Source organism: Shewanella sp. 3_MG-2023 (genome assembly GCF_030548765.1).
In the GTDB taxonomy this organism is placed as follows: domain Bacteria; phylum Pseudomonadota; class Gammaproteobacteria; order Enterobacterales; family Shewanellaceae; genus Shewanella.
On record NZ_JAUOSH010000003.1, the window covers coordinates 204322 to 225460 of the forward strand.

At 40.2% G+C, this 21139-nt stretch carries 14 protein-coding genes; 1 reads left to right on the plus strand and 13 read right to left on the minus strand.

Going from position 1 to position 21139, the window contains the following annotated elements; all coding sequences use genetic code 11:
• Window positions 1-117 precede the first annotated feature (117 nt).
• The 4 genes from Q4591_RS03120 to putP all read right to left on the minus strand — a co-directional run bounded on the left by Q4591_RS03120 (window position 118) and on the right by putP (window position 7266).
• Window positions 118-2673 (minus strand): MMPL family transporter, encoded by a 2556-nt coding sequence (locus tag Q4591_RS03120; protein ID WP_303459326.1) that lies wholly within the window; start codon window positions 2671-2673, stop codon window positions 118-120.
• Between the two features lie 210 nt (window positions 2674-2883).
• Window positions 2884-4320, minus strand: coding sequence for an MBL fold metallo-hydrolase RNA specificity domain-containing protein (locus Q4591_RS03125; RefSeq protein ID WP_102531591.1), 1437 nt, complete (start codon window positions 4318-4320; stop codon window positions 2884-2886).
• 339 nt (window positions 4321-4659) lie between these two features.
• Window positions 4660-5760, minus strand: coding sequence for a glutamate 5-kinase (proB, locus tag Q4591_RS03130; RefSeq protein ID WP_102476443.1), 1101 nt, complete (start codon window positions 5758-5760; stop codon window positions 4660-4662).
• Between the two features lie 9 nt (window positions 5761-5769).
• The gene (gene putP, locus Q4591_RS03135; RefSeq protein ID WP_102476444.1) at window positions 5770-7266 is read right to left on the minus strand and encodes a sodium/proline symporter PutP; all 1497 of its coding nucleotides are present in this window, start codon (window positions 7264-7266) and stop codon (window positions 5770-5772) included.
• Between the two features lie 463 nt (window positions 7267-7729).
• Here putP and Q4591_RS03140 point away from each other — a divergent pair, with 463 nt between their 5' ends.
• On the plus strand, window positions 7730-8221 hold the full coding sequence (locus Q4591_RS03140) for a MarR family winged helix-turn-helix transcriptional regulator (RefSeq protein WP_076543138.1): 492 nt from the start codon (window positions 7730-7732) through the stop codon (window positions 8219-8221).
• A gap of 528 nt (window positions 8222-8749) precedes the next feature.
• On the opposite strand, the gene Q4591_RS03145 is transcribed toward Q4591_RS03140, so the two are convergent.
• The 9 genes from Q4591_RS03145 to Q4591_RS03185 form a co-directional block, all read right to left on the minus strand.
• Entirely contained in the window at window positions 8750-11320 is a 2571-nt protein-coding gene (locus tag Q4591_RS03145; RefSeq protein ID WP_303459332.1) for an endonuclease, read from the minus strand.
• A gap of 63 nt (window positions 11321-11383) precedes the next feature.
• On the minus strand, window positions 11384-14515 hold the full coding sequence (locus Q4591_RS03150; protein WP_303459334.1) for an ExeM/NucH family extracellular endonuclease: 3132 nt from the start codon (window positions 14513-14515) through the stop codon (window positions 11384-11386).
• Between the two features lie 33 nt (window positions 14516-14548).
• Window positions 14549-15601 (minus strand): porin, encoded by a 1053-nt coding sequence (locus tag Q4591_RS03155; protein ID WP_303459337.1) that lies wholly within the window; start codon window positions 15599-15601, stop codon window positions 14549-14551.
• 1154 nt (window positions 15602-16755) lie between these two features.
• Window positions 16756-17382 carry a pseudouridine synthase gene (locus Q4591_RS03160; protein WP_303459339.1) on the minus strand — a complete coding sequence of 209 codons (627 nt, stop codon included), beginning with the start codon at window positions 17380-17382 and terminating at the stop codon, window positions 16756-16758.
• A gap of 751 nt (window positions 17383-18133) precedes the next feature.
• Window positions 18134-18817, minus strand: a complete 684-nt coding sequence (locus Q4591_RS03165; protein ID WP_303459341.1) for a hypothetical protein — start codon at window positions 18815-18817, stop codon at window positions 18134-18136.
• A 120-nt stretch (window positions 18818-18937) separates the two neighbouring features.
• Entirely contained in the window at window positions 18938-19315 is a 378-nt protein-coding gene (locus Q4591_RS03170; RefSeq protein WP_303459344.1) for a hypothetical protein, read from the minus strand.
• 154 nt (window positions 19316-19469) lie between these two features.
• The gene (locus tag Q4591_RS03175) at window positions 19470-19715 is read right to left on the minus strand and encodes a hypothetical protein (RefSeq protein ID WP_102530789.1); all 246 of its coding nucleotides are present in this window, start codon (window positions 19713-19715) and stop codon (window positions 19470-19472) included.
• 174 nt (window positions 19716-19889) lie between these two features.
• Window positions 19890-20549 carry a DUF1353 domain-containing protein gene (locus Q4591_RS03180; RefSeq protein WP_303459348.1) on the minus strand — a complete coding sequence of 220 codons (660 nt, stop codon included), beginning with the start codon at window positions 20547-20549 and terminating at the stop codon, window positions 19890-19892.
• A gap of 128 nt (window positions 20550-20677) precedes the next feature.
• Complete coding sequence (locus Q4591_RS03185) at window positions 20678-21040, minus strand: hypothetical protein (RefSeq protein WP_102436174.1); 363 nt, start codon at window positions 21038-21040, stop codon at window positions 20678-20680.
• Between the last annotated feature and the right edge of the window lie 99 nt (window positions 21041-21139).

Genomic DNA, 21139 nt, shown 5'->3' on the forward strand with positions numbered 1-21139 from the left:
TAGCTTAAGTGCTAGCTATTATTGAGTATCGCTTAAGATTTGCATCAGGATTAAACAAGCCAATGTCCCTATCAGCATTTTTAAATAATAAAAATTTAAGCAAAGACCATAATAAGCTTATTTTAACGAATAGCCGGGCTGCATCTTTTTCACACTAAACAATAAAGCGGGTAATACCGTTAAACTGTAGAAAAGTAGAAAGCCGATGGCGATGGTGAGTAAAAAACCAATGCTATACATACCTCGGTGATCGGCCAGTAACAAAGAACCAAAGGTCGCCATTGTGGTTAGTGAACTTAGTACTGCCGCTCTTGGGGTTGATGATTGATAAAAGGCCCTCGCAGATCCCACCGCCCGAAAGCGCTCAACGATGTGAATACCATTATCGACCCCCAAGCCAAATATCAATGGAATGACAATGATGTTGGCCATATTTAGCGCCTGTCCACTCCAATGGGCAACAGCCATAGTTGATAAGGTGGTTAATAACAGCGGTATAAAAGTCAAAATAACATCGCGCTTATGTTTTAGCGCTAGCAACAAAATGACGGCTATCAGTAATAGTGAATAAGTGATTGCCTGCAAAAATGCGTTAATAATAATATTACCCACTTGCTGCTCGGCTACAGGTCTTCCGGTTGCATTGGGCGCTACGTCTTGTACAAGCTTAATAAATCTATCCAGCTGTTTCACATCACGCATATCGCCAGCAGGGTAAGCCACCACTAATAAATATTGCTCGTTTTTATATCGCTGAGCTAACACCGTAGGAATATCATCATAGCTTGGAATTGGAGCTTGCAATAACTGAGTTAAACTTTGCTGCATAACTTGTAATGGCGCCAATGCATGTTGATTAATTTGACTCACAAGGGTGAATTCATCATTATTTTTAAGCCAATCTAAGGTACGTTGCGCAATCACGCCTTGGGCATAATCAGCTCTGACTAGGTTTTGTTGCAAGCTTGCAAGGCTATCTAATGACTCTATTGGCGCATTGGCGGCTGCTAATGTTTGCAACAATGCTGCCTGTTTGGACGCGCGATCAGTGGCTAAAAAAGAGTTGATTGAAATCACATTGCTCACTTCAGCTAAACCAGACAATTGTGATTGCCACTTGGCCGCTTGTTGTCGTGATGTCGCTAGCATCATCATTTGATAGCTTGAGGTTAAGCCTTGTTGTTGAATTTCTTCAAGGGTTCTAACCGATTCAGACTTCACCGATTTTAATACCAAAGTCGAGAAATCAAATTCCATTTTACTGGCACCATAGCCAGAAATAGCTAAGGCTATCACGGCCAAAAAAACTACCATTTTGTGATGTTTAGGCAACCAGAAATCATCGTCGCTGGCATATTGGAACTGAGTATCACCCTCTTCAGTCGCTATGTTAGCCTTAAAACCATGCGCTCGAGGATAGCCACAAATAAAGAAAAAAGTCGGAATAACGATAAAGGTTGCCAGCAACCCCATTGCCATCCCCGCCGCTGAAATAACCCCTAATTCAGCAAGCCCGGTATAAGCTGTAGGATAAAAGCCAAGAAACCCTATGGCAGAGGTTAATGCGCACAAACTAAGTGGCGTAAAAGTGCCGCGAATTGCCGCAATCAAGCTGGCATAATTGGTAGGCTGTAGTGCTTGCTCTTCTCGTAATCGCAGACAAAAATGAATCGCAAAATCGACACCTAAACCAATAAACATCACCAAAAATACAATGGAAATGCTGTTGTATGAACCAACCAAAAATAATCCAAGTGCGAGCGTCCACACCAACCCAATAATCACGGCCACATAGCTGGCAACGATTATGCGCAAAGAGCGAATACCAAATCCCAATACTACAATCAAGCCTATCAGCGACATGGTCCCCGCTAAGGTTACGCTATTATTGGCGTCACTGATTTCATCATAGTCCAACGCCGTCTGACCAGTAATGCGAATTTGCACTGCGTCATTATCACTGTATTGATGGATAATATTTTGTGCGGTTTCGATGATATATTTATTCGGCTGTTTTTGATCGTTTTGAGGCTGTGCATTTAAGGTGATAATTTGATAAATAGTACCACGACTTGGTGGCATCAATACCTCAAACCAGTCAACACTGCCCTGCTTTGCCGCCAGTTGGTTTAATACGTTAATTAACAGCTTCGCGGCTTTAATGTCATCAGTTTCAATAGCATGATTTAATTGTGCTAATAATTGTATCCCAGCATCATTTTGCCCAGTAGTGCCATTAGCTTCAACTGACATGACCGCCTGAAGTTTTGGCATTATGCTGGCAACATTGGCATTAAAATCAATAAAGTCTTGCTCGGGTAATAACCACAAGGCTTGCTGCTTAAGCCATGGCAAGGTTGCTGGCGCAAATACGTCGTTAAATAAGGGCTGTGCAGAAAAGTCTGCTTGTAGCGCTTCAGTCATAGTTTGTACTTGCTGATGATTGTCACCAGAAACCACAATGACCAGACCATTTTCAGAGGCGCCAAATTCATTTACCGTCTTAGTTAAGTTGTCCTTCCATGGGGCATTTTGTTGAACGAGACGATCTAGGTTGGAGTCAACCACGAAATTATTTTTACTGTAGATAATAGCAATGGTGGTCATTAGCCCAATAAAGAGCAATGACAATATAAACGGCAATGTTTGTTTTGAAAAAAACCAATGTTTCACAAGTGAGCTTCGCAGATAAAGTGGATAGCGACATTATAGTCTTGATAATCATCCATGTGGCAATGACATAAGCAACAACAATGATAATTTGTCATTGGGAAAGGCTGTAATGAACATATGTATTAATGTGCATTCGCAGTCAACGTCAGCACAAAACACTATTGCTCAATGACAGCATTGCTCAATTACAGCACCGCTGGATAACGCCATTCAACACCAAACCAGTTGTGGTAGGCCATTTAAATCCAGTTTATCGCCATGGGCTGCTATCGCAAGCGCTTGGGGGGCAGATGATTTATCTTGCTGTATTGCATCCACTAACCCTTGCTGCGCCGTGGTTTCACCGTGGACTAATATCAATGGTGGTTGATGATTAAAATGACGATACCAGCGCAGTAATTCAGCTTGATCGGCATGGGCAGACAAGCCGCCTATGGTATGCAACTTAGCAGCAACTTTAACCGATTTCCCGCGAATTGTCAGTTCAGGCTGACCATCTACCAGCGCTCTGCCCGGCGTGCCTTCTGCTTGATAACCACAGATAATGACATCACATTCTGGGCGCCATAAATTATGTTCGAAATGACAACGAATTCGCCCGCCGTTACACATTCCACTACCAGCAATGATAATCAGCCCCTGATGTACTTCGTTCAGCAGCATTGACTCATCGGTGCTTTGGGTAAACTCAACATTAGATAACAATGGGTGCTCACCTGGATGCATGCGGGTAAAGCGTTTAAAGTCTTCATCCATTAACGGGTAATTATTGATATACACTCGGGTCGCCTCAATAGCCATCGGGCTATCTAAGCAAATTTTCCAACGAGACAAATCCCACTCTTTGGCATACAAATGAAATAAATACAGCAATTCTTGTGCTCGCCCCACCGAAAATGCTGGTAGCAATATATTGCCGCGACTTTCGGTTATCGCTTTGGCAAAAATTTGTTTTAACTCAGCAATGGTTTCATCCCAACTACGGTGTAAACGGTTACCATAAGTACTTTCCATTAAGACTAAATCAGCATTATCAATTAAGGTAGGGTCTCGTAGAATCGGCATGCCTGCGCGGCCAAGGTCACCACTAAAGACTATGGTTTTCTGCTGACTGCCCTCACCTAGTTGTAACGAAACAATAGCCGAGCCTAAAATATGCCCAGCATCAAACAGTCTTACACTAACATGTGGCACGATTGGGTTTTCGACTTGGTAATCGAGCGGCACGAACTGCGATATCGCCTTATCAACATCTTGTTGATCAAATAAAGCGGAGATTGGTTCGAGCTGTTGTTTCTTACGCTTCTTATTCAGCCGTTCATTATCGCGCTGCTGCAGCATGGCGGCATCTTTTAGCATTACAGTGCACAGTTCAGCAGTGGCTTTATTGGTATAAATAGGGCCATCAAAACCTAACTTTGCTAATAAAGGCAAACGGCCGGAATGATCAATATGGGCATGACTTAAGACCACCGCATCGATAGTGCTTGCCTCAAAAGCAAACGGCTCATGATTTCGCAGTTCAACCGCCCTGCCACCTTGAATTAAACCGCAATCTAACAACACTTGTTTACCGTCGATAGTTAATAAATGACAGGAACCTGTTACCTCTTGAGTTGCCCCTAAAAAACGCAGTGTCATTTCCATGGTAACTTCCTCAGTTTTCCCTTGAGTCGTTCCTTAATCATAGACTATGACAATAAATTAGATGCGAATAAGCCATTGGTAAGTGCATATAATTAACAGATAGAGAAGTGCTAAGAAAGTGAGTATGGAGAAAGAGTCAATAAGTTAAAAACACACAGGCAACAACCCACTTAAAGTAAGTGATTAATAGCCCTTTAACCCGATAGGATCTATTACAACAATCAAACGAGAAAGGCTATTTTTGTAATTTAAGTCAGTTACTTAGTTGCATCAACTGCATCAATTACAATAGTGCCCTAGCGGCGTGATATACATTGGCTGATAATATTAAGATTAAACTCATGTTCTCTCCAAAACGGCGAGATTTATCGGTGAAATGATTGAGTTGTTTTGTGGTTGGCTAGCTACATTTTCACTCGTGTTAGCTTGTTGAGTGAGATAGTTAAGCAAACAACTGCTGTAATTAGATGTGGCCTTTGCCACTTGTGAGCCATCATCAGTGCGGATTAAAATAGTATCACCCACTGCAAACTCGCCTTTTACCGAAAGAATGCTAGCACTGGTGATCACATCATCATGCTGACTAATCGCTGCATGTTGATCTTCAATCACCACCTCACCTCGCTCGCGGACAGTATGAGTCATCCAATGCTGCTCTGGTGACATCGGGGTTTTACAAGACACAAAATGCGAGCCTGGGTTTTCATCTTGCAGCAAGGCGCTAAAAGTTTGATGATTAAAGCCATTAACTACATAAGTATCAATGCCATGAGCAACCGCTTTTTCAGCCGCCTCTATTTTGGTTTGCATGCCGCCAGTGCCCATTGAGCTGGTTGCACCGCCTGCCATTTGATAAATAGACTCGTCAATAACATCAATGGTTTTAATCAATTTAGCATCAGCATGTTGCTGGGGGTTTTTATCAAACAATCCATCAACGTCAGTACAAAGGATTAAGCCATCTGCCCCTGTTGATGCCGCAACCATAGCGGCGAGATTATCGTTATCGCCAACTTTTAACTCTTCAGAGGTCACCGTATCGTTTTCATTTACGATAGGTAATACCCCATGCTCCAATAAGGATTCTATGGTTTCTTTAATACTGGCATAGCGTTCTTTATTACATAAATCAGCATGGGTCAGAAGAATTTGCGCAGTGGGAAAGTCAAATAACTTATCCCAAACTGCCATCATATTGGTTTGTCCGGCTGCTGCCATGGCCTTTTTTAGGGCAATTGACGGTGATTTAATATCAATCCATTGACGACCAGCAGCAACTGAACCCGAAGAAACCAAAATAACTTGCTTTCCCTGCTTACGACAACGAAGTATAAATTGCGCAATACTCAGCAGGTGATGCGAACTACAACCGTTGTTTTCAGGGGCAATTAACGCACTACCCACCTTTATCACCAATCGTTGATTGGATTTAATAGACATGAGTAGACCTTATGATAATTGTTGAATTAATTGATGATTAACATCTTTAAATGTTTTTTGGATCTCAGCAGATGGCGCTTTGGTTATTAAACTCACTAACCAAATCGATACTGCACTGATGAAAAAGCCCGGCAGCATTTCATACACTACACTGCTTAAGGTTTCACCATTAGCTAATACAGGTGCAAAAATCCAAAATAATACCGTCACAGTACCAGTAATTATGCCGGCTAAGGCCCCTTCATAAGTCACCTTTTGCCATAACAAACTAAATAAAATCAGCGGACCAAATGCCGCGCCGAAGCCTGCCCAAGCATTACTGACAATAGATAAAATACTACTCGATGGGTTCATTGCGATAAAAGATGCCACAACAGCTACACCAAATACGCAAAGTCGGCCAATATTCACCGCTGTTTTATCAGATACTGCTTTTTTGCTGTAAGCACGATAGATATCTTCTGTCAGTGAACTTGAAGACACTAGCAATTGTGAAGAAATGGTACTCATTACCGCCGCTAGAATTGCCGCTAATAAAAAACCGCCAATTAAAGGATGAAATAACACTTCAGAAAAGAAAATAAAGATAGTTTCAGGATCGGCAAGCGTGACTTCAAATTTACGCGTATAAGCCACCCCCGTTAAACCCGTCGCTAAAGCGCCAATAATGGTCACTGTCATCCAGCTCATACCAATCCGGCGAGCTGTTTTGATATTTTTAACAGAGTCTATCGCCATAAATCGAACAATAATATGCGGTTGACCAAAATAGCCCAGTCCCCATGCCAAGCTAGATAGCAGCGATACCAGAGTTAAACCAGATAAGCTTTCACTAAAAGAAGGAATCGTCTCAAGTGAATAATTCATCATACTTGATGGACTATCAAAATGCGTGAACGCCACAACAGGCACTAAAATAAGGGCAATAAACATAATCACACCTTGGACAAAGTCTGTCATGCTTACGGCTAAAAAGCCGCCCATCAAGGTATAAGCCACCACCACTAGCATGGTAATAACAACGCCAGTTTGATAGTTCATTGCAAACGCGGTTTCAAATAACTTACCACCGCCAACAAGACCTGCTGAGGTGTATAAAGTGAAAAATATGATGATGACTACAGCTGAAATGAGGCGAATAACACCATTTTCTTTATCAAATCGTTTACCAAAAAAATCTGGCAAGGTTAACGAGTCATTGGTTTTTTCGGTGTACAAACGCAGCTTAGGCGCCACAAGTTTATAGTTAGCCCATGCGCCAATCACTAAGCCTAGTGCAACCCAAATAGTATCAAACCCTGAAACAAAAATGGCACCGGGTAATCCCATTAGCATCCAACCACTCATATCAGATGCACCAGCAGATAATGCGGTCACTTGAGGGCTAACTTGGCGGCCGCCAAGCATATATTCAGAAAGATTAGCTGTGGATGTTTTTGCGGCGTAGATACCGATAGCTAACATGAGTACAAAATAAACCCCTAATGAAATATAGGTATATTCCATTATTTACCAGCTTTATTTATTTTAGTTAGCGGATAAAAAATATAAGTACTAAGAATTAACCATAAACATATTAATCCCACTGTATGTTTCGCTATTTCAACTGAACGTGTTGTTAATTGTTGCAGATAACTGGGACTGTCACATGAACTGGTTTCGCCTTGCATTTAATTCTACCTCTAATAATTAGTACTCTAACTATTATTTTATAGACTTATTACACTAAGATCAACCGAGCAAATTCCAAGCTGATATTTTACAGTAGCTTAATGACCGCTAATTCTTACGACATGAAAATAAATCATTTGAGTTAATCCCATTTTTGAAAAGTGGTTATTGTTTAAAAGCAAAAATGGTTAGTATTCGACTCGAAAGCAGCTAAGACTTATTGCTAATAGACAATATGGACTGATAAAAAATAAGGTTAGTGTTATCCTACACTCATGGCTAATAACTAGAAGAAGCAATGGAAAAATACGAAGAACTATTAATATCGATACGTAAAGTGATTCGAGCAATTGATTTGCACTCAAAACAGTTGAATAAAAAGTCTGGTATAACCGGGCCTCAATTAATGATCATGCAAGAAATCGCCGGTATTAATGGTGTTACAGCGAGTCAAGTGGCTAAAAATATCAACTTGAGCGCTGCAACTGTGACTAACATTTTAGACCGCTTAGAAAGCAGAAATTTAATTCAAAGAGTCCGAAGTGAGCAAGATAAAAGACGGGTTAGTTTATATTTATCTGATGAGGGCAAGGCTTGTTTACTTGAAGCGCCAAAGCCATTGCAGGAGCATTTTATTCAAAATTTCTGCGCATTAGAAGAATGGGAACAGTCTCAGCTTTTATCATCAATGCAACGTATTGGCTCTATGATGGATGCCAACGAACTCGATGCAGCGCCAGTACTTGAGGTCGATCCCATTTATAAAAGCACTGAATTACCTGCAGAATAACCATCACAATGGTTTAAGAATATAGCCAATTGATAAAGTAGAGGGGTAAAATGGAACTTATAATATCCCTCTATTTACGTAAATCAGCCTCCACAGTCAAAGTTCTGAGTTCAGATAATCACTGCAACGCTATAACGAAGATTGCCTGCCACTAATCTTAAAGTTCACTCAGCATGATGACAGGCAGTCATAACTCTTAAAAGCTCAACCTGATTGAAGTGACTGCTTTCCGTTACTTTCGTTAACCCCCTTCCCATATAGAATTTTAAGGCCAATATTCAGGCCTAATTCCAGGTGGCGCATGCCCACCTGGTTCTTTACCTATGGATCAGAATGTACTGACCTTTATCAAAAAAATGAATGAGACAAAAAAAATCAATTGAAAATAAAAAAGTCCACCAGCACAAAGCAGGCTTTGTACTGGTGGACTTTTATTAAGCCCTTGTAATTGGGCTAATTTAATCTTTACCATTTATTTCTAAGCTATATATTTCTCAAATTTTAACTCAAAAATAAACCTTCAAAAGCTTAAGATTGACGTCGACGCCATAACAGCGGTAATAACATTAGCAAGCCAGCGCCTAAACTACCTGCACCATCAGGCTTGCTCCAACCACTCTCTTGTTGGTTTTTCACATCAATACTGACATTGGTGCTGTATTGCTCTTCGCCATCACTCACGAAAAGTGTAAACACTAATGTTTGATCAACATCAACGTCAGGTGCAGTCACACTCAGCACTAAACCATCAGCAGTGTAATCCGCACTCATACCTGAAACTTGTGTCCAGCTATATTGTAATCCTTCAGGTTCATTGGCTATGGCTGCTGTGATCACTGTGCTGTCACCTTCATTTAGCTCTGTGTTGCCACTAAAACTGATATCAAGTGTCAGCGGTACATTAACCACTTTTACATTAACGACTTCAGTTTTCTCTAACAAACCATTACTCACTGTTAAAGTAAACTGCAGTTGCTGATCAGCACTGACTTCAGGTGCTGATAATGTTAAAACAGCATTTGCGCCATCAAACTCTACAGCTGGACCTGATGTTTGTTCCCAGTTAAAAGTGAGTTCTGCATCATCTTTCGCAACCGTTGCAGAAGCATCAATTATTAATGTTTCACCTTCATTAACCATTTCTGGATACTCAATGATGATATCAACATCTAGTTTAGGATTAACTGGGTCGCCACACTGATCGCCATAGACTTCTTGAACCCACTGCGGGTAATCAACGTAAGGGTTACGGTTACCTTGGTAGGTATAAACGGCATCGTTACGTTTTATGTCTGTCGTATCGACAGGATCTTGTTGGTGCCACGTATAAAGAGTACATAACTTGCCATGTAACGGCTCGTTATTGGCAACTTCATCAGCGGTGGTGATGCGATCAATCGCAATTAAATCAGGCATATTGGTATCGTTACCTTGGTAACGTGTATCCATATACATGATCATCCGCGCCACATCGCCTTTGATTTCATCTCTTGGTTCAAAACAACGTGCTGCAGCATCAAGGTAGTTACCTGGTGCTTCAGCTACCTCAGTACCGGTATCGCTACACTCGTTAAAGTCGTAATTACTCCGGGTTGAATTAACTTTAACATTGGTTGGACGCAAATGATGTGCATCGGTATAACCTAGCTGTGACTCACTAGGGAAACCATGACTTTTTGCCCAAATGTGTTCGCGGTTCCAATCAGATGTATTGCCACCGTTATTTTGTTTAGATACTGATTTACCAGTATAAAGTTCAATAACATTGCTACTATTAGATGGGTCTTCATCTGAGTAAGTCAACGCAGTCCACACTTGCTTGTAGGTCAATTGCTGATGACCTGTAGCAATGGCAACCGAGATAGCATTTTTCATTGCTTCAGCATCGTCAAAGTTACCGCTGAGTACATTGGTATAATAAACGTTGGTATCGAAGGTATTTGGATCTGCTACTGGCGTTAACTCTTCACAACCAGAACAAGGTGTAGGATCTGGCTCAGGCTCAACAGGCGTTTCAGTACAAGCAACTTCACCCATACAACCAAGGCCATCTGCAGTATTAACATCAAAGGTTAGCCATTGATTGTTATCACCTGGGAAAGCTGCTGTAGCATCGGTATCACCCGCAGTAATGCTATTTTTACGACGAAGGGTTTTGTCTTTAGTCGAAAAATTTGGGTCGTTTGGGTCTGTCCATTCTGAACCTGGATCTTCACCCAACTTACCTAAGCGATCGATAACCACATCGTCTTTATAAAGGACTAGTGCATCGTCACCATTGAACCAGGTCACTTCCGATTCATCACCAACCTTGAACTCATCTGCAGCGTCTGAGTGATGAAATACACGGCTTTCACCTGCATTTAAAATACCAGATAAAATTTGAGTCTTTCCTGGGGTAGTTGACCCGTTGAAAAATAGGGTAAGTTTATACTCAGAAGCATCTAAATCTAGTGCGCTATCACCAATATTCGATATCTCAATGGCTTTATTGTTACTAGTACCTTTAACATATTCAGTGATTAACAACACACCTGGTTCGGCGACAAAAGTACAGGCAGCCTCACCAATACAGCCTAAGCCATCTACAGTGTCTTTAGGCTCTGTAGTCCAATCATTTTCGTCGAAAATAGCTTTAGAAACCATAGAACTAGAGCTATTGATACGTCGTAATGAAACATCTTTCCCCCAGCCAGCAGGGGTTGGTACTGCACCAACGATATCAATTACTAGGTCACCATTTAATAACCCAACAGCATCGGTTCCATTGTGCTGAAGCTCGCCAACCATATCCGTGACACTAGCATCAAGGTCCAATTCAGCATCAGCATGTCTAACCACTAAAATACTTTTTGCAGGAATTTCTTCATTTGAAAACACGACCATATCTGATGGAGAGGTATCTCCATCTTTGTAGCGAACAAGTTTATAGCCATTTAAAGATTGAGCGGCATCACCGGAATTATAAAGCTCGATCGCTTTATTCTGTCCACCACCTTCAACATACTCGGTAATGATAAGATCAGCATTGGCAGTTGTTGACGCAGCTGCTAGCAATAGGGTAACTGCTTTAGCAACGGCATTAATTTTATTATTCATAGTGTTATCTTTTTATTAGGTGGTGAGGTGTCACCGAAGTGAACACCTCACCTGGGGTTGAACCTATTTGCGATTACGGCGACGAAGAGCTGATAAACCCAGAAGACTTAACAAGCTAAACAAGCCAGTACTACCACCAGTACCATCATGTTTTTCTTCTATTATTTCAGGAACTAACCCATCTCTATTTGCCACTTCAATGTCAAATGATACTGAAGAGCCCTCTACCACTTCACCGTTACGCTCAAGTGCAACTTTAACCTTGTACTCAGCAGATGGAGCACCAAATACTTCAAAGTTAACTAGTGCTTGGCCATCTTTTGTGAGCACCACATTTGGCTCAACCATCTGGCTTAAATCTAGTTTTTCTTTATCGTCTTTTGGTGTCAATTTGATAGTGGCAATATCACCTGCTAAAGCGGCGGCTTTAGTTGGAATTTGATAAGGCACTTTCATCAACTTCTGTAACTTTGGTAGATAAATAGAACGATTTGAATCCGCTTCACCAGGTAAGTAACTTAGTGTGACTAAAGCAGGATCGTGATCAGAAGAGCGGAAATGATCTTCAGCATAGAACTTATTGTATTCATTGCTGTAGTCACCTTTGTACTCATTGTTATAGTCAAACAAGTTAGATTCAGCAGCATTAATGTGCCAATCAGCAGCATCAATAACGCGTTGCTCTAGAGAAGGTGAGACCAAGATATGGTCTAACGAACCAACCTCGTCATTGAACGAGTAACTCCAAGGTGTTTTCCCCTTTTTCTCAAATACTTTAGAGATAATATCGACATACCCATAGCTATCGGTAATCGCGACAGGAGAACCATCAACTTTAAATTGTGGCTTAGCACCAACAAAGGTATGACTTGCTGTCATCAAGGTTTTATTACGTGGGTTTTCTGTTAGTACTAATAGTGGATCTTCTTTAGCGTAAGCATTAAGGTCGCCTAGGATGATTTTATCACCTTCAACTTTCTTAAGTTCTTCTGCTAATTGAACCGCGCCAGAAATTCGGAACTCTGAACACGCACCTTGGTAGTCTAAATCAGGTGCTTTTTGGGTCCATGTGGTAGCGTCACCAAATTCAACACCTTGCCAGTCTTCCCAACAAGTTGAGCCTTTTGATTTGAAGTGGTTAACCGCTAGGGTTAAACGCTTACCAGTCTGGTTAACAAGGAAAGTAACCACAAGTGCATCACGGTGATAGTTTTGACCACTTTCTAAAATTTCACCTTTGCTATCTTTAATGACCTCGTTGTTAACATTAACAATCGTTGGCGCTTTTTGCTGAGGCATCGTAACAACTCGGGTGCGCTCAATACTTAATTTACTTGGACGGTAAATAATACCGGTAGCAATAGCATCAGAACCCAGTGAATCTAACTCATCGAGCATGCCATTGCCGTTGTGATCAAAGCCTACAAAAACGTAACGGTTTTCCGTTGAATATGGCTTATCAAAATTATTGGCATACTCGTCGTTGTAGTAGACGTTTACTTCATTGACTAAATCGGCAATAGCACTTTTCAAGCCATAGCCATTATTTTCAATTTCCATAAATGCTACTGCATCTGCATCTAACGCACGGATAGCTTCAACTAACTTGGTTTTTTGCTGGGTAAACTCAGTATGAGTATCAGCACCACGGCTTTGACCGAATTGGTTCTGATCACCACCAAATGGTGAATTGAAATAGTTGAATAAATTTTGACTGGCGATACGAATAGCAAATTGATCGTCTTCTACCGCTTCAGAAATATCCGGACTATCGGTTCTTGGCAGGTTATGGATAAAGTTTGTGCTGGTTAATTGATTCGTCACTGTTAAGGCGTAATCACCAAAACTGTAACTAATCACCCCTTCCATGCCCACTACACTGTCATCAATGCGGATGTAGTTGTTTTCTGGTGCAACGGCAAAGTTAGGATAATACGGTATTACGCCATCAGAAGCTTTAGTCGCGCTTTCAACAACCAAACGATAATCATCATTTTGTGCCGCTGCGGCTGCTGATTCAGGTGTACCAGGTACGTTTAGCTGATTCGGTTGTAGATTTGGGCGCTTGTAAGCCAAAGTAATATTATTACGGTAGCTGTCGTAGTTAAAACTGAAACTACGTGTTACACGCATATCTTGATTGCCATCTTCAAGCGGATTTATATCTGCTGGCAGATTGACTAACATGCCTTCATAACGATTGAGTGTGGTTTCAAATGAACCACCATCTGATTCCAGCATTTCAATATCAGTAGCCACAGTTGGCGTGAACTCGCTATTGGTCACTTCCCAATCATCGGTCGCTAACTGAGTTTGTCCATAGCTTTCAGCGACTTCACTGCCTAAACAAATCGTGCGGCCAACTAGCTGACTATCTGCACTGCCACTTTCAACAAAAATACCATCTGATGTGAGTGGGTTACCGTCAGCAACTACATCACGTAAGTAAAAGCCTTTTTTAGGTAAACTTACAACAGCAGTAACGACACCTTCAACTGCCACTTTTTCACCTTTTAAAGGTGATGTACCATCAGTACCTTGAATTTGTGCAATAGTGGTTAAATCAGCACAAACAAACGGCTCATAAGCTTCTGCTAAGTTAGGTGTACCCACAGTTGATATATCTAACGGGCTAATAACTTCCCATTGAGAAGCATTAAAGCTTGCTGAAGGAACTGGTGCATTACCTTCACTATCCATACGGCGACGCAGTGTCGTGTCTGGTGCCCACACACTGGTGTTATCCGCAGCCCCTACTCTGTCGATAATGGTTGAACCATTTTTAATGTAGAAGCCATCGTTACCGCTTAAATAGAAATCACTGTAATTACCATTGCCTTCGCCAATAACAAAGCTACCACCATTGTCAGTAATAATTTTTTTATATTCGTCACTTGCAGCAGTATTAAGAACAACAACTGACTTACCTGGTTCTACGGTAATACCAGTTAATAAAGGCTCACCGTCTGCTTTATACATTTGGTTTTCATATTTGCCGTTACCCCATATAAACACCGCGGTATCATCGGTAAAGGTAAATGATTCGGTAGTATGAGTATTGGTAATTTCAACAGAGCCAAGTTCAGCTCCATAATCTTTTTGCACCATTTCGGTGATCAGTAGGTCATTAACGCCAGCGTTAACACCACAACTGAAAATACTGGCGATAGCCAATGAAAGAAAACTTTTCTTCATAGTAAACTCGATATTTTTATCTTTGGAATAGAGCTAGAAGTACATACGCGCATAGGCGTAAGCGGCTTCTGGTGCTTCGCCAACACGGCCTTCAACTGATAACACGATGTCTCTTGCTGGACGGTAGTTGAAACCTAAGCTGGCCCATTGACGATCTTTACCGTATTCAGCTGGAAGTTCGGTGTAGTCATAATTTGGACTTTCTACGTCCCAACCTTCATATTGCTCATGATTTGCTGAAGCGATGAATTCCCATGATTCATTGAAATCATATTTAGCACTGAGTGTTGCGCCATAATTGCGGAAAGTTTCATAGCCAAGGTGGACATCGCCACTTTTACGAGTAGATAGATCTTCATCTTCTATGAAGCCATTAAAACCAAGAGAAAATTGCGGAATAACCTTAACACGTATCCCTAAACCAGCTAGCTGTTGCTCGCCATACTTAGAAATACCTTCAGAACCACCACGGGCTTCGATACCAGCCACTATAGAAACAAAGTCAGACATCCAACCAACATACGCGTTGACGATATCTCCTTGTGCAGCACCACTTTTGTGCTTGCCATCATAAGAATAAGAAACACCATAGATTAAGTGTTCAAATTTAGCTTCGTACTTGAGCGTGTTTTCTTGATCGCCAGCTTCACCTGTCTCTACCGATTTGTTGAAGGTAAAGTCGCCAAAGTGATCGTATTCATCAAATGCAGTATCTGTTAAACCAAGTTCAATCCAGTGAATATCATTGAACACATAACCGACATACATTTTGTCAATCGCAAGTTCAAATTCACCATCCCCTCCTAGCCAATTTCTTCGTTGGTAGTCTAGTTCTAATCGGTAGATATAGTTTTTATTTTGGCCTTTTACGCCTAGTGTGGCAAAACTGTCATCGACAAAACCTTTGGCATCATAAAACTCGTCATGATTATAATCAGAGTTAGTACCGAAATGACCCCCAACACCCACTTCACCGAATAGGCGAATATAATCTCCGTTGTCTCCTTCTTTTAGTGATACTGCAGTGGCAGCATTCACACAAAATAAAGAAGCCAAGGCGATTGCAACTGTTGTTTTTTTAAGCATCGCATTTATTTCCATTAGTAAATTTCAACCCCTTCGCAATAGGTTGAATTCGGGCTTAATAATTATTTATTTGAGGTTGATTTATCGGCAGGAAGAATATACAACGCGGTTATACATAAAACATATAACAACGAATTAACATTCAAAAGTCTTTGAAATGAACGAAGCTAGAAATATTCAGCCAATTAGATCACAATTTATCAACATGAGCAATTGAGGCTGCTCAATAAAACCGCAGCCCTACACAAAACAACCATTATTAAAATGAAAAATGATTACTAAATGTATTTACACTTAAAAATTAGCAACATTTACTTCGACTATTTTTTATAAAAAAGCCTTTTATATCAACACCACGATATTAAGTAAGCTACACTCTCATAGCAAGAAAAACTTACGATTAATATCACAAAAACACCCTTACCACTTGAGTTAACATTTATTTAATAATTATCGCATCCCGAGGTAATTATTAACCAGTCAAACCTTTTACTTAAACCGATATATTTAATAAAACAAAAATAAAACCTTAATACTCATAAACAAACAAGATCTAACCATATACTGAAACAAAAAATTAAAGTAGGCATCAATTAATGTATATTTATAAAACAAACAATTTTTTTGTGCAAAACTTATACAACTTATAACTTTTACATTGATAGAAAAGCTGATCGTTTATAATTATCCATTCATAAAAGCAAAACCAATAAAGGTTAATTAATGTACAGCATCATCAATGTTTATATTATTAACATTGATAAAAAACACGAAAAATATTGAGAAATTTTCATTGGAAATAAGATAATTGGACTGTTAGATTGTGAGATTGTTGGATTGTGAGATTGTTGGATTGTTGGATTGTTGGATTGTTGGATTGTTGGATTGTTGGATTGTTGGATTGTTGGATTGTTGGATTGTTGGATTATGAATATCATCAAATGAATCGACGGTTCCCCCAATCCATTACTGATTCAATCATACAACAGCTAATTTAGTGGATTACTTAAGTGTGTTGACCAAGCCATTGGCTTTTTATTTTTTTAGTGATTTACCTGTAACTAAAGTTTGATGTTGAGATTGACAAACGTAATAGATAACCCAATATAAAGCCCCACGGCAGCTGCAATAGAGCTCTAAACACCAGTATGCTATCAACAGAAAGCAGCATCAAAACTAGTTAGCGAAATAACATCACCAGCAGCCATATTATCAATATGTATATCGCCAATTCTCACTCTAACTAGCCTTAAGGTGGCAAAGCCTACGGCTGCAGTCATTTTTCTGATCTGACGATTCTTACCTTCACAAAGCGTAATAGAAACCCAACTTGTTGGCCCATGTCTTGGGTCGCGAATTTTACGACCCCGAGAGGGAAGCGAAGTTTCTTCATCTAATTTGAACGCCTTACAAGGCAAGGTTAAATATTTACTACCATTAATGCCAATTTCAACCTCATTTTGCAGTAATGACATCGCCTCAGGAGTAATATCACCATCCAGCTGTACATAGTATTCTTTCTCTATACCTTTACTTCTGATCTTATGACTCATCATGCCATCAGTGGTGAGTAATAACAGTCCTTCTGAGTCATGATCTAACCGACCAATGGCCATGGTTTTATCGGGGAAATTAAATAGCTCACCCAGTAGATGTTTCTTCTTACGGGTTTCAGGTACAAACTGGCTTAAAAAACCATACGGTTTAAATATTTTAAAATGCTGATGAATTTCGCTCTTATCAGCAGGCGCTAGCAAACCCGTTTGGTTAGTAGTTGGCATAATATGGCTTTTAATCGTAAAAACTGTATAGGTTGGCATTATACGGTGAGTCTTAGCATGATGCACATAATCTAAAACGCCCCCAATACACATAATTAAAAGTAAATATTCTTATCAGCGCATAAAATGCTAGAAGAAACGAGGATAAACATATTGAGCAAACATTACTGGGGGCTTGCTCATATGAAAAGCAGTGACATTGACTGAGTCAATCTTCTCAAGGCAAATAAGTGACTATAAAACAGGCAATTTAAATACTAGGCAATAAAGCAATTTTGAATTAATAGTATTAATCTTCAATATTTTTAGTGATTTAAACGAAAAAAGGCTCATCATTTCTGATGAGCCTTTCGTCTTGAATATGGCGGAGAGATAGGGATTTGAACCCAAGGCTTCCGTATTAAATTCAAAATTAGTCGTTTAGTTTCAATTGCTTGCAAATAAATAATGTAAATAGAAGCTGCAATTGCTAACTATGATTGACTATATTTCTGAATGGCAAAAAAGTCAACATTCTTAATGATTAAACATGGTAATTCCATGCATAGAATTCTTAAAATTAGTTAAGCTACTAACTCATTTATGGACAAAAACGCGTTAGCGCTTAAACTCTGAAAGCAACGACTTCCATTAGGTAAAGTATGGCGACCTGATATGTGGTAACGCCGCAATAAGCGGACTAAAGCAGTGGGTTATAATGTGTAGCAAAGCGAAACGTAACCCACTGTTTTAGTTTCGTTTAATTCCATTGCTAACTGCCTTTTAGATCTATATTGAACACTGCAATAAACTCAATATCTCTATAAAAAACTAACTTCATTAGCATTTTCGGTGTTTCACTACTTACTTGATAATAGAAAATATCTGGATTATCCCCATACTTTTGTATATTAGGGAATAACTTATCACTGTAACTTTTGCTAATAGAATTATTTTGGTTTGCATTTTTACTGGTTGTTGAAAACCCTTTGATAGGATTCACTTCAGTATGAAGTGTTGCTTTTTCTTTTAAATGATGAAAATAAATGCCATTCGCGACACAACGTAACTGTTCAAAGAAACGATTTTTATCTAATTTAAAAATACAGCTTACAGCTTCTTTTCCGTCCGGGTCTATTACTTGAATGGGAACAGAGTTTTGAATGAGAGTTTTAAAAATATGTGGTTTACGATCAAGTATCCGTTTAAGTTTTGTTTTTTGATGAATATCTGCAACTTCATTTGTCATAGCATTACTAGCAAATGTAATTAACATATACTCATCATCACAAGACTTAGCTGAATTGTGAACATCACATGAAGGTACTTTAATTAAATTTTTCCTAAAATCCTCTCCATTTTCACAATCCTTACTCTCTGGAAATAAGCAACGAGGAGGAACATGTTCGGCAGAGGTTCTTGGCCTTTCACACATATAACAAGTTTCTTGAGTCATTGTTCTTCCTCGGAATAAGATATGGAAACTATAGGCAGTTAACGCCGCCATAACCGGCAGCCGTGTGCGAAGCACACTTTAGGCTGTCCAGCTACGAAGTGGCGATGGTTGATGGCCTTGTTATACGAGATCACCGAAGCCCCACACAATTGTTCCGGCTATTGTGAAAATGGCACCAACTAACGCAGCTGTGCCATCTTTAATTTCTTGGGGATCAATAAATTCTCCCTGATTGCCATCAGCGTCAACAGCAATTTGGGCGAGAACACCTGAGCGTGCTTGCTGGACGCTACCTTTTCTCATGAAAGGCCTCATGATTAGAAGAAGACCAGAGATTGTGGCCATTGAACCAGTGCGACCAAACCATTCCCAGTTACTAGTGCAAATTGATGCGGCAACTCCAAGGGTAAGGCTAAAGAAAAAAACAAATACCCAAAGAGATATTGAGGCCAATGGCTTAGTTAATTTCAATTCCCAACGATCTTCTACTTTTTGCACGAAAGCTCCTTATTCGTATAACGCCTCGCTCACCCGCAAATTGGACTGCGGTATTTTTTGTGTAAAATCAGCGTAGGGACTGGCACACAAAAAATGGCGCTGTTCAATTTATCGGGTGCAGCGCCTTGTTAGGCTATAAACCTAGTTACAGGAACTACAACATAAAATATTTATCACAGCAGTCACACTGGTAAAATTTATTTGATGCTAAATAGCCAGTTACTCCCCCAATAATTGCACCTGGGATGGTTCCTGCAATGGCACCAAGAGGCCCACCTGCAATACCAAAGCCGGCTCCAATTTTGGCTCCTAAAGCCGCCGAAGCCGTCGCTGCTGCAGCACCCTTTAAAGATGAGCCTTCGAAATTATGACCACACTTGGGACATTCTACTTTAGCCATTTTACTTCTCCATAGTTTATAAATTAAATAGAATCGGTAGGCGCAGGGCGATAAGAGCCTAACGCCTATGTAACCAGCCCCAAAACATGGCGAGCTATTTGTGCAAAAATGGGCGAAGCCCATGCACAAATTGAGCGACGTGTTTTGGGTCTGGTTTACATACTTGTTAGGCTCTTACTGAACTGAGTAATTTTGAATATCTTCAATCGAAAGCTCTACATTAGAATTTTCTAACTTAGATATTAACCCTTCCAGCTGCTCCTCATTTAGGGTCTGCTCCGACGGGGCAATCACTCGTACTTCGTATACAGCTGGAATTTCCACACTTATCCACTTATGACCAGTTATACCCGGCGATGGATCCAGTGTTTTAACTGCCTGCATCTCCCTTACCAAGACCTTTTTGCTGATAGGCCACCTCGGCCCTTTATGATAAACCGCTGCATACATTATTTTTGACTTGATTGAATTTACACCAGAAGCTCTCATAGCGTAATAAAACGCCAAGTGCACGGACTCCCATGTTCTAACTTTATCTTCGCATGCGATATCATGAATGACCGAGGCGTTGCGGTACTTTCCTGAAAACGGAGAGCCAATAATTGACCATACAAACTTAGGAATAGATGCTCCATCAATTACTCTATCTTTCGGAGCAAGCCAGACCATTTCATTGGGATCAGTGAAGTTAAAGTCTTCAAGTAACTTCATTTTTCTACCTTCTTCTAACCATTCAGTTTTAACTGCTCCTTGATATTCACCAAAATATTCTTCAGGTTCAGCTGTGACCAACGAGCTAAAGGTAATAGACAATAAAATATATATGTATTTCATAAGTGGACTCCGACTCCTCGAGTGCCTAACGCCCTGCTAATAAGTGAACCAAGTGCTGGCGGGCGATTTGCACAGAAAATGGCATGACAGCCTTGGTGAATCTGGATTTAGCAGCTTGTTAGGTATCCTTACGCTATATACCTACCCATGACTAAAATCGGCAACCATATTGAACTTGACACAAATAGTGAGCTTGTTAATAGGAGTGTTAAAGAAAAGGCAAAATAATGACCTGCAAACACTCGCGCATCACTTACGGGGTGCTGCTTTACAGCAAGTATCATCACACGGCTGAACTCTTTAATTTTAACTATCTGGCACTCAACCCAAAGCTTCATGGGCTTAATCATGATGAGGAGGCATGTAAAGGCTACTTCTACACCAGCAACATCCATAAACAAGAGTAATTCAGGTGCAAATGGAGTAAGGGCTAATATAACTAGCAGCATCAAAATTTTTTTGCTTTTGGGACTAAATTTAAAACCTTCCATAAGACTCCCTTCCTTGGCTACCTAACGATTTAGTTCACGAGCCGAAGGTCTCGTGTAACGGCTTGTTCTTTACTTTCGGAGAGAGAGGGTTATCGCTAC

Coding starts and splice junctions, on each gene's coding strand:
- Q4591_RS03125 (WP_102531591.1), bottom strand. CDS start 4,320: ATGGAAATGACACTGCGTTTTTTAGGGGCAACTCAAGAGGTAACAGGT.
- Q4591_RS03155 (WP_303459337.1), bottom strand. CDS start 15,601: ATGCTTAAAAAAACAACAGTTGCAATCGCCTTGGCTTCTTTATTTTGT.
- Q4591_RS03150 (WP_303459334.1), bottom strand. CDS start 14,515: ATGAAGAAAAGTTTTCTTTCATTGGCTATCGCCAGTATTTTCAGTTGT.
- Q4591_RS03185 (WP_102436174.1), bottom strand. CDS start 21,040: ATGGAAGGTTTTAAATTTAGTCCCAAAAGCAAAAAAATTTTGATGCTG.
- Q4591_RS03140 (WP_076543138.1), top strand. CDS start 7,730: ATGGAAAAATACGAAGAACTATTAATATCGATACGTAAAGTGATTCGA.
- Q4591_RS03165 (WP_303459341.1), bottom strand. CDS start 18,817: ATGACTCAAGAAACTTGTTATATGTGTGAAAGGCCAAGAACCTCTGCC.
- Q4591_RS03160 (WP_303459339.1), bottom strand. CDS start 17,382: ATGCCAACTACTAACCAAACGGGTTTGCTAGCGCCTGCTGATAAGAGC.
- proB (WP_102476443.1), bottom strand. CDS start 5,760: ATGTCTATTAAATCCAATCAACGATTGGTGATAAAGGTGGGTAGTGCG.
- putP (WP_102476444.1), bottom strand. CDS start 7,266: ATGGAATATACCTATATTTCATTAGGGGTTTATTTTGTACTCATGTTA.
- Q4591_RS03175 (WP_102530789.1), bottom strand. CDS start 19,715: ATGGCTAAAGTAGAATGTCCCAAGTGTGGTCATAATTTCGAAGGCTCA.
- Q4591_RS03180 (WP_303459348.1), bottom strand. CDS start 20,549: ATGAAATACATATATATTTTATTGTCTATTACCTTTAGCTCGTTGGTC.
- Q4591_RS03145 (WP_303459332.1), bottom strand. CDS start 11,320: ATGAATAATAAAATTAATGCCGTTGCTAAAGCAGTTACCCTATTGCTA.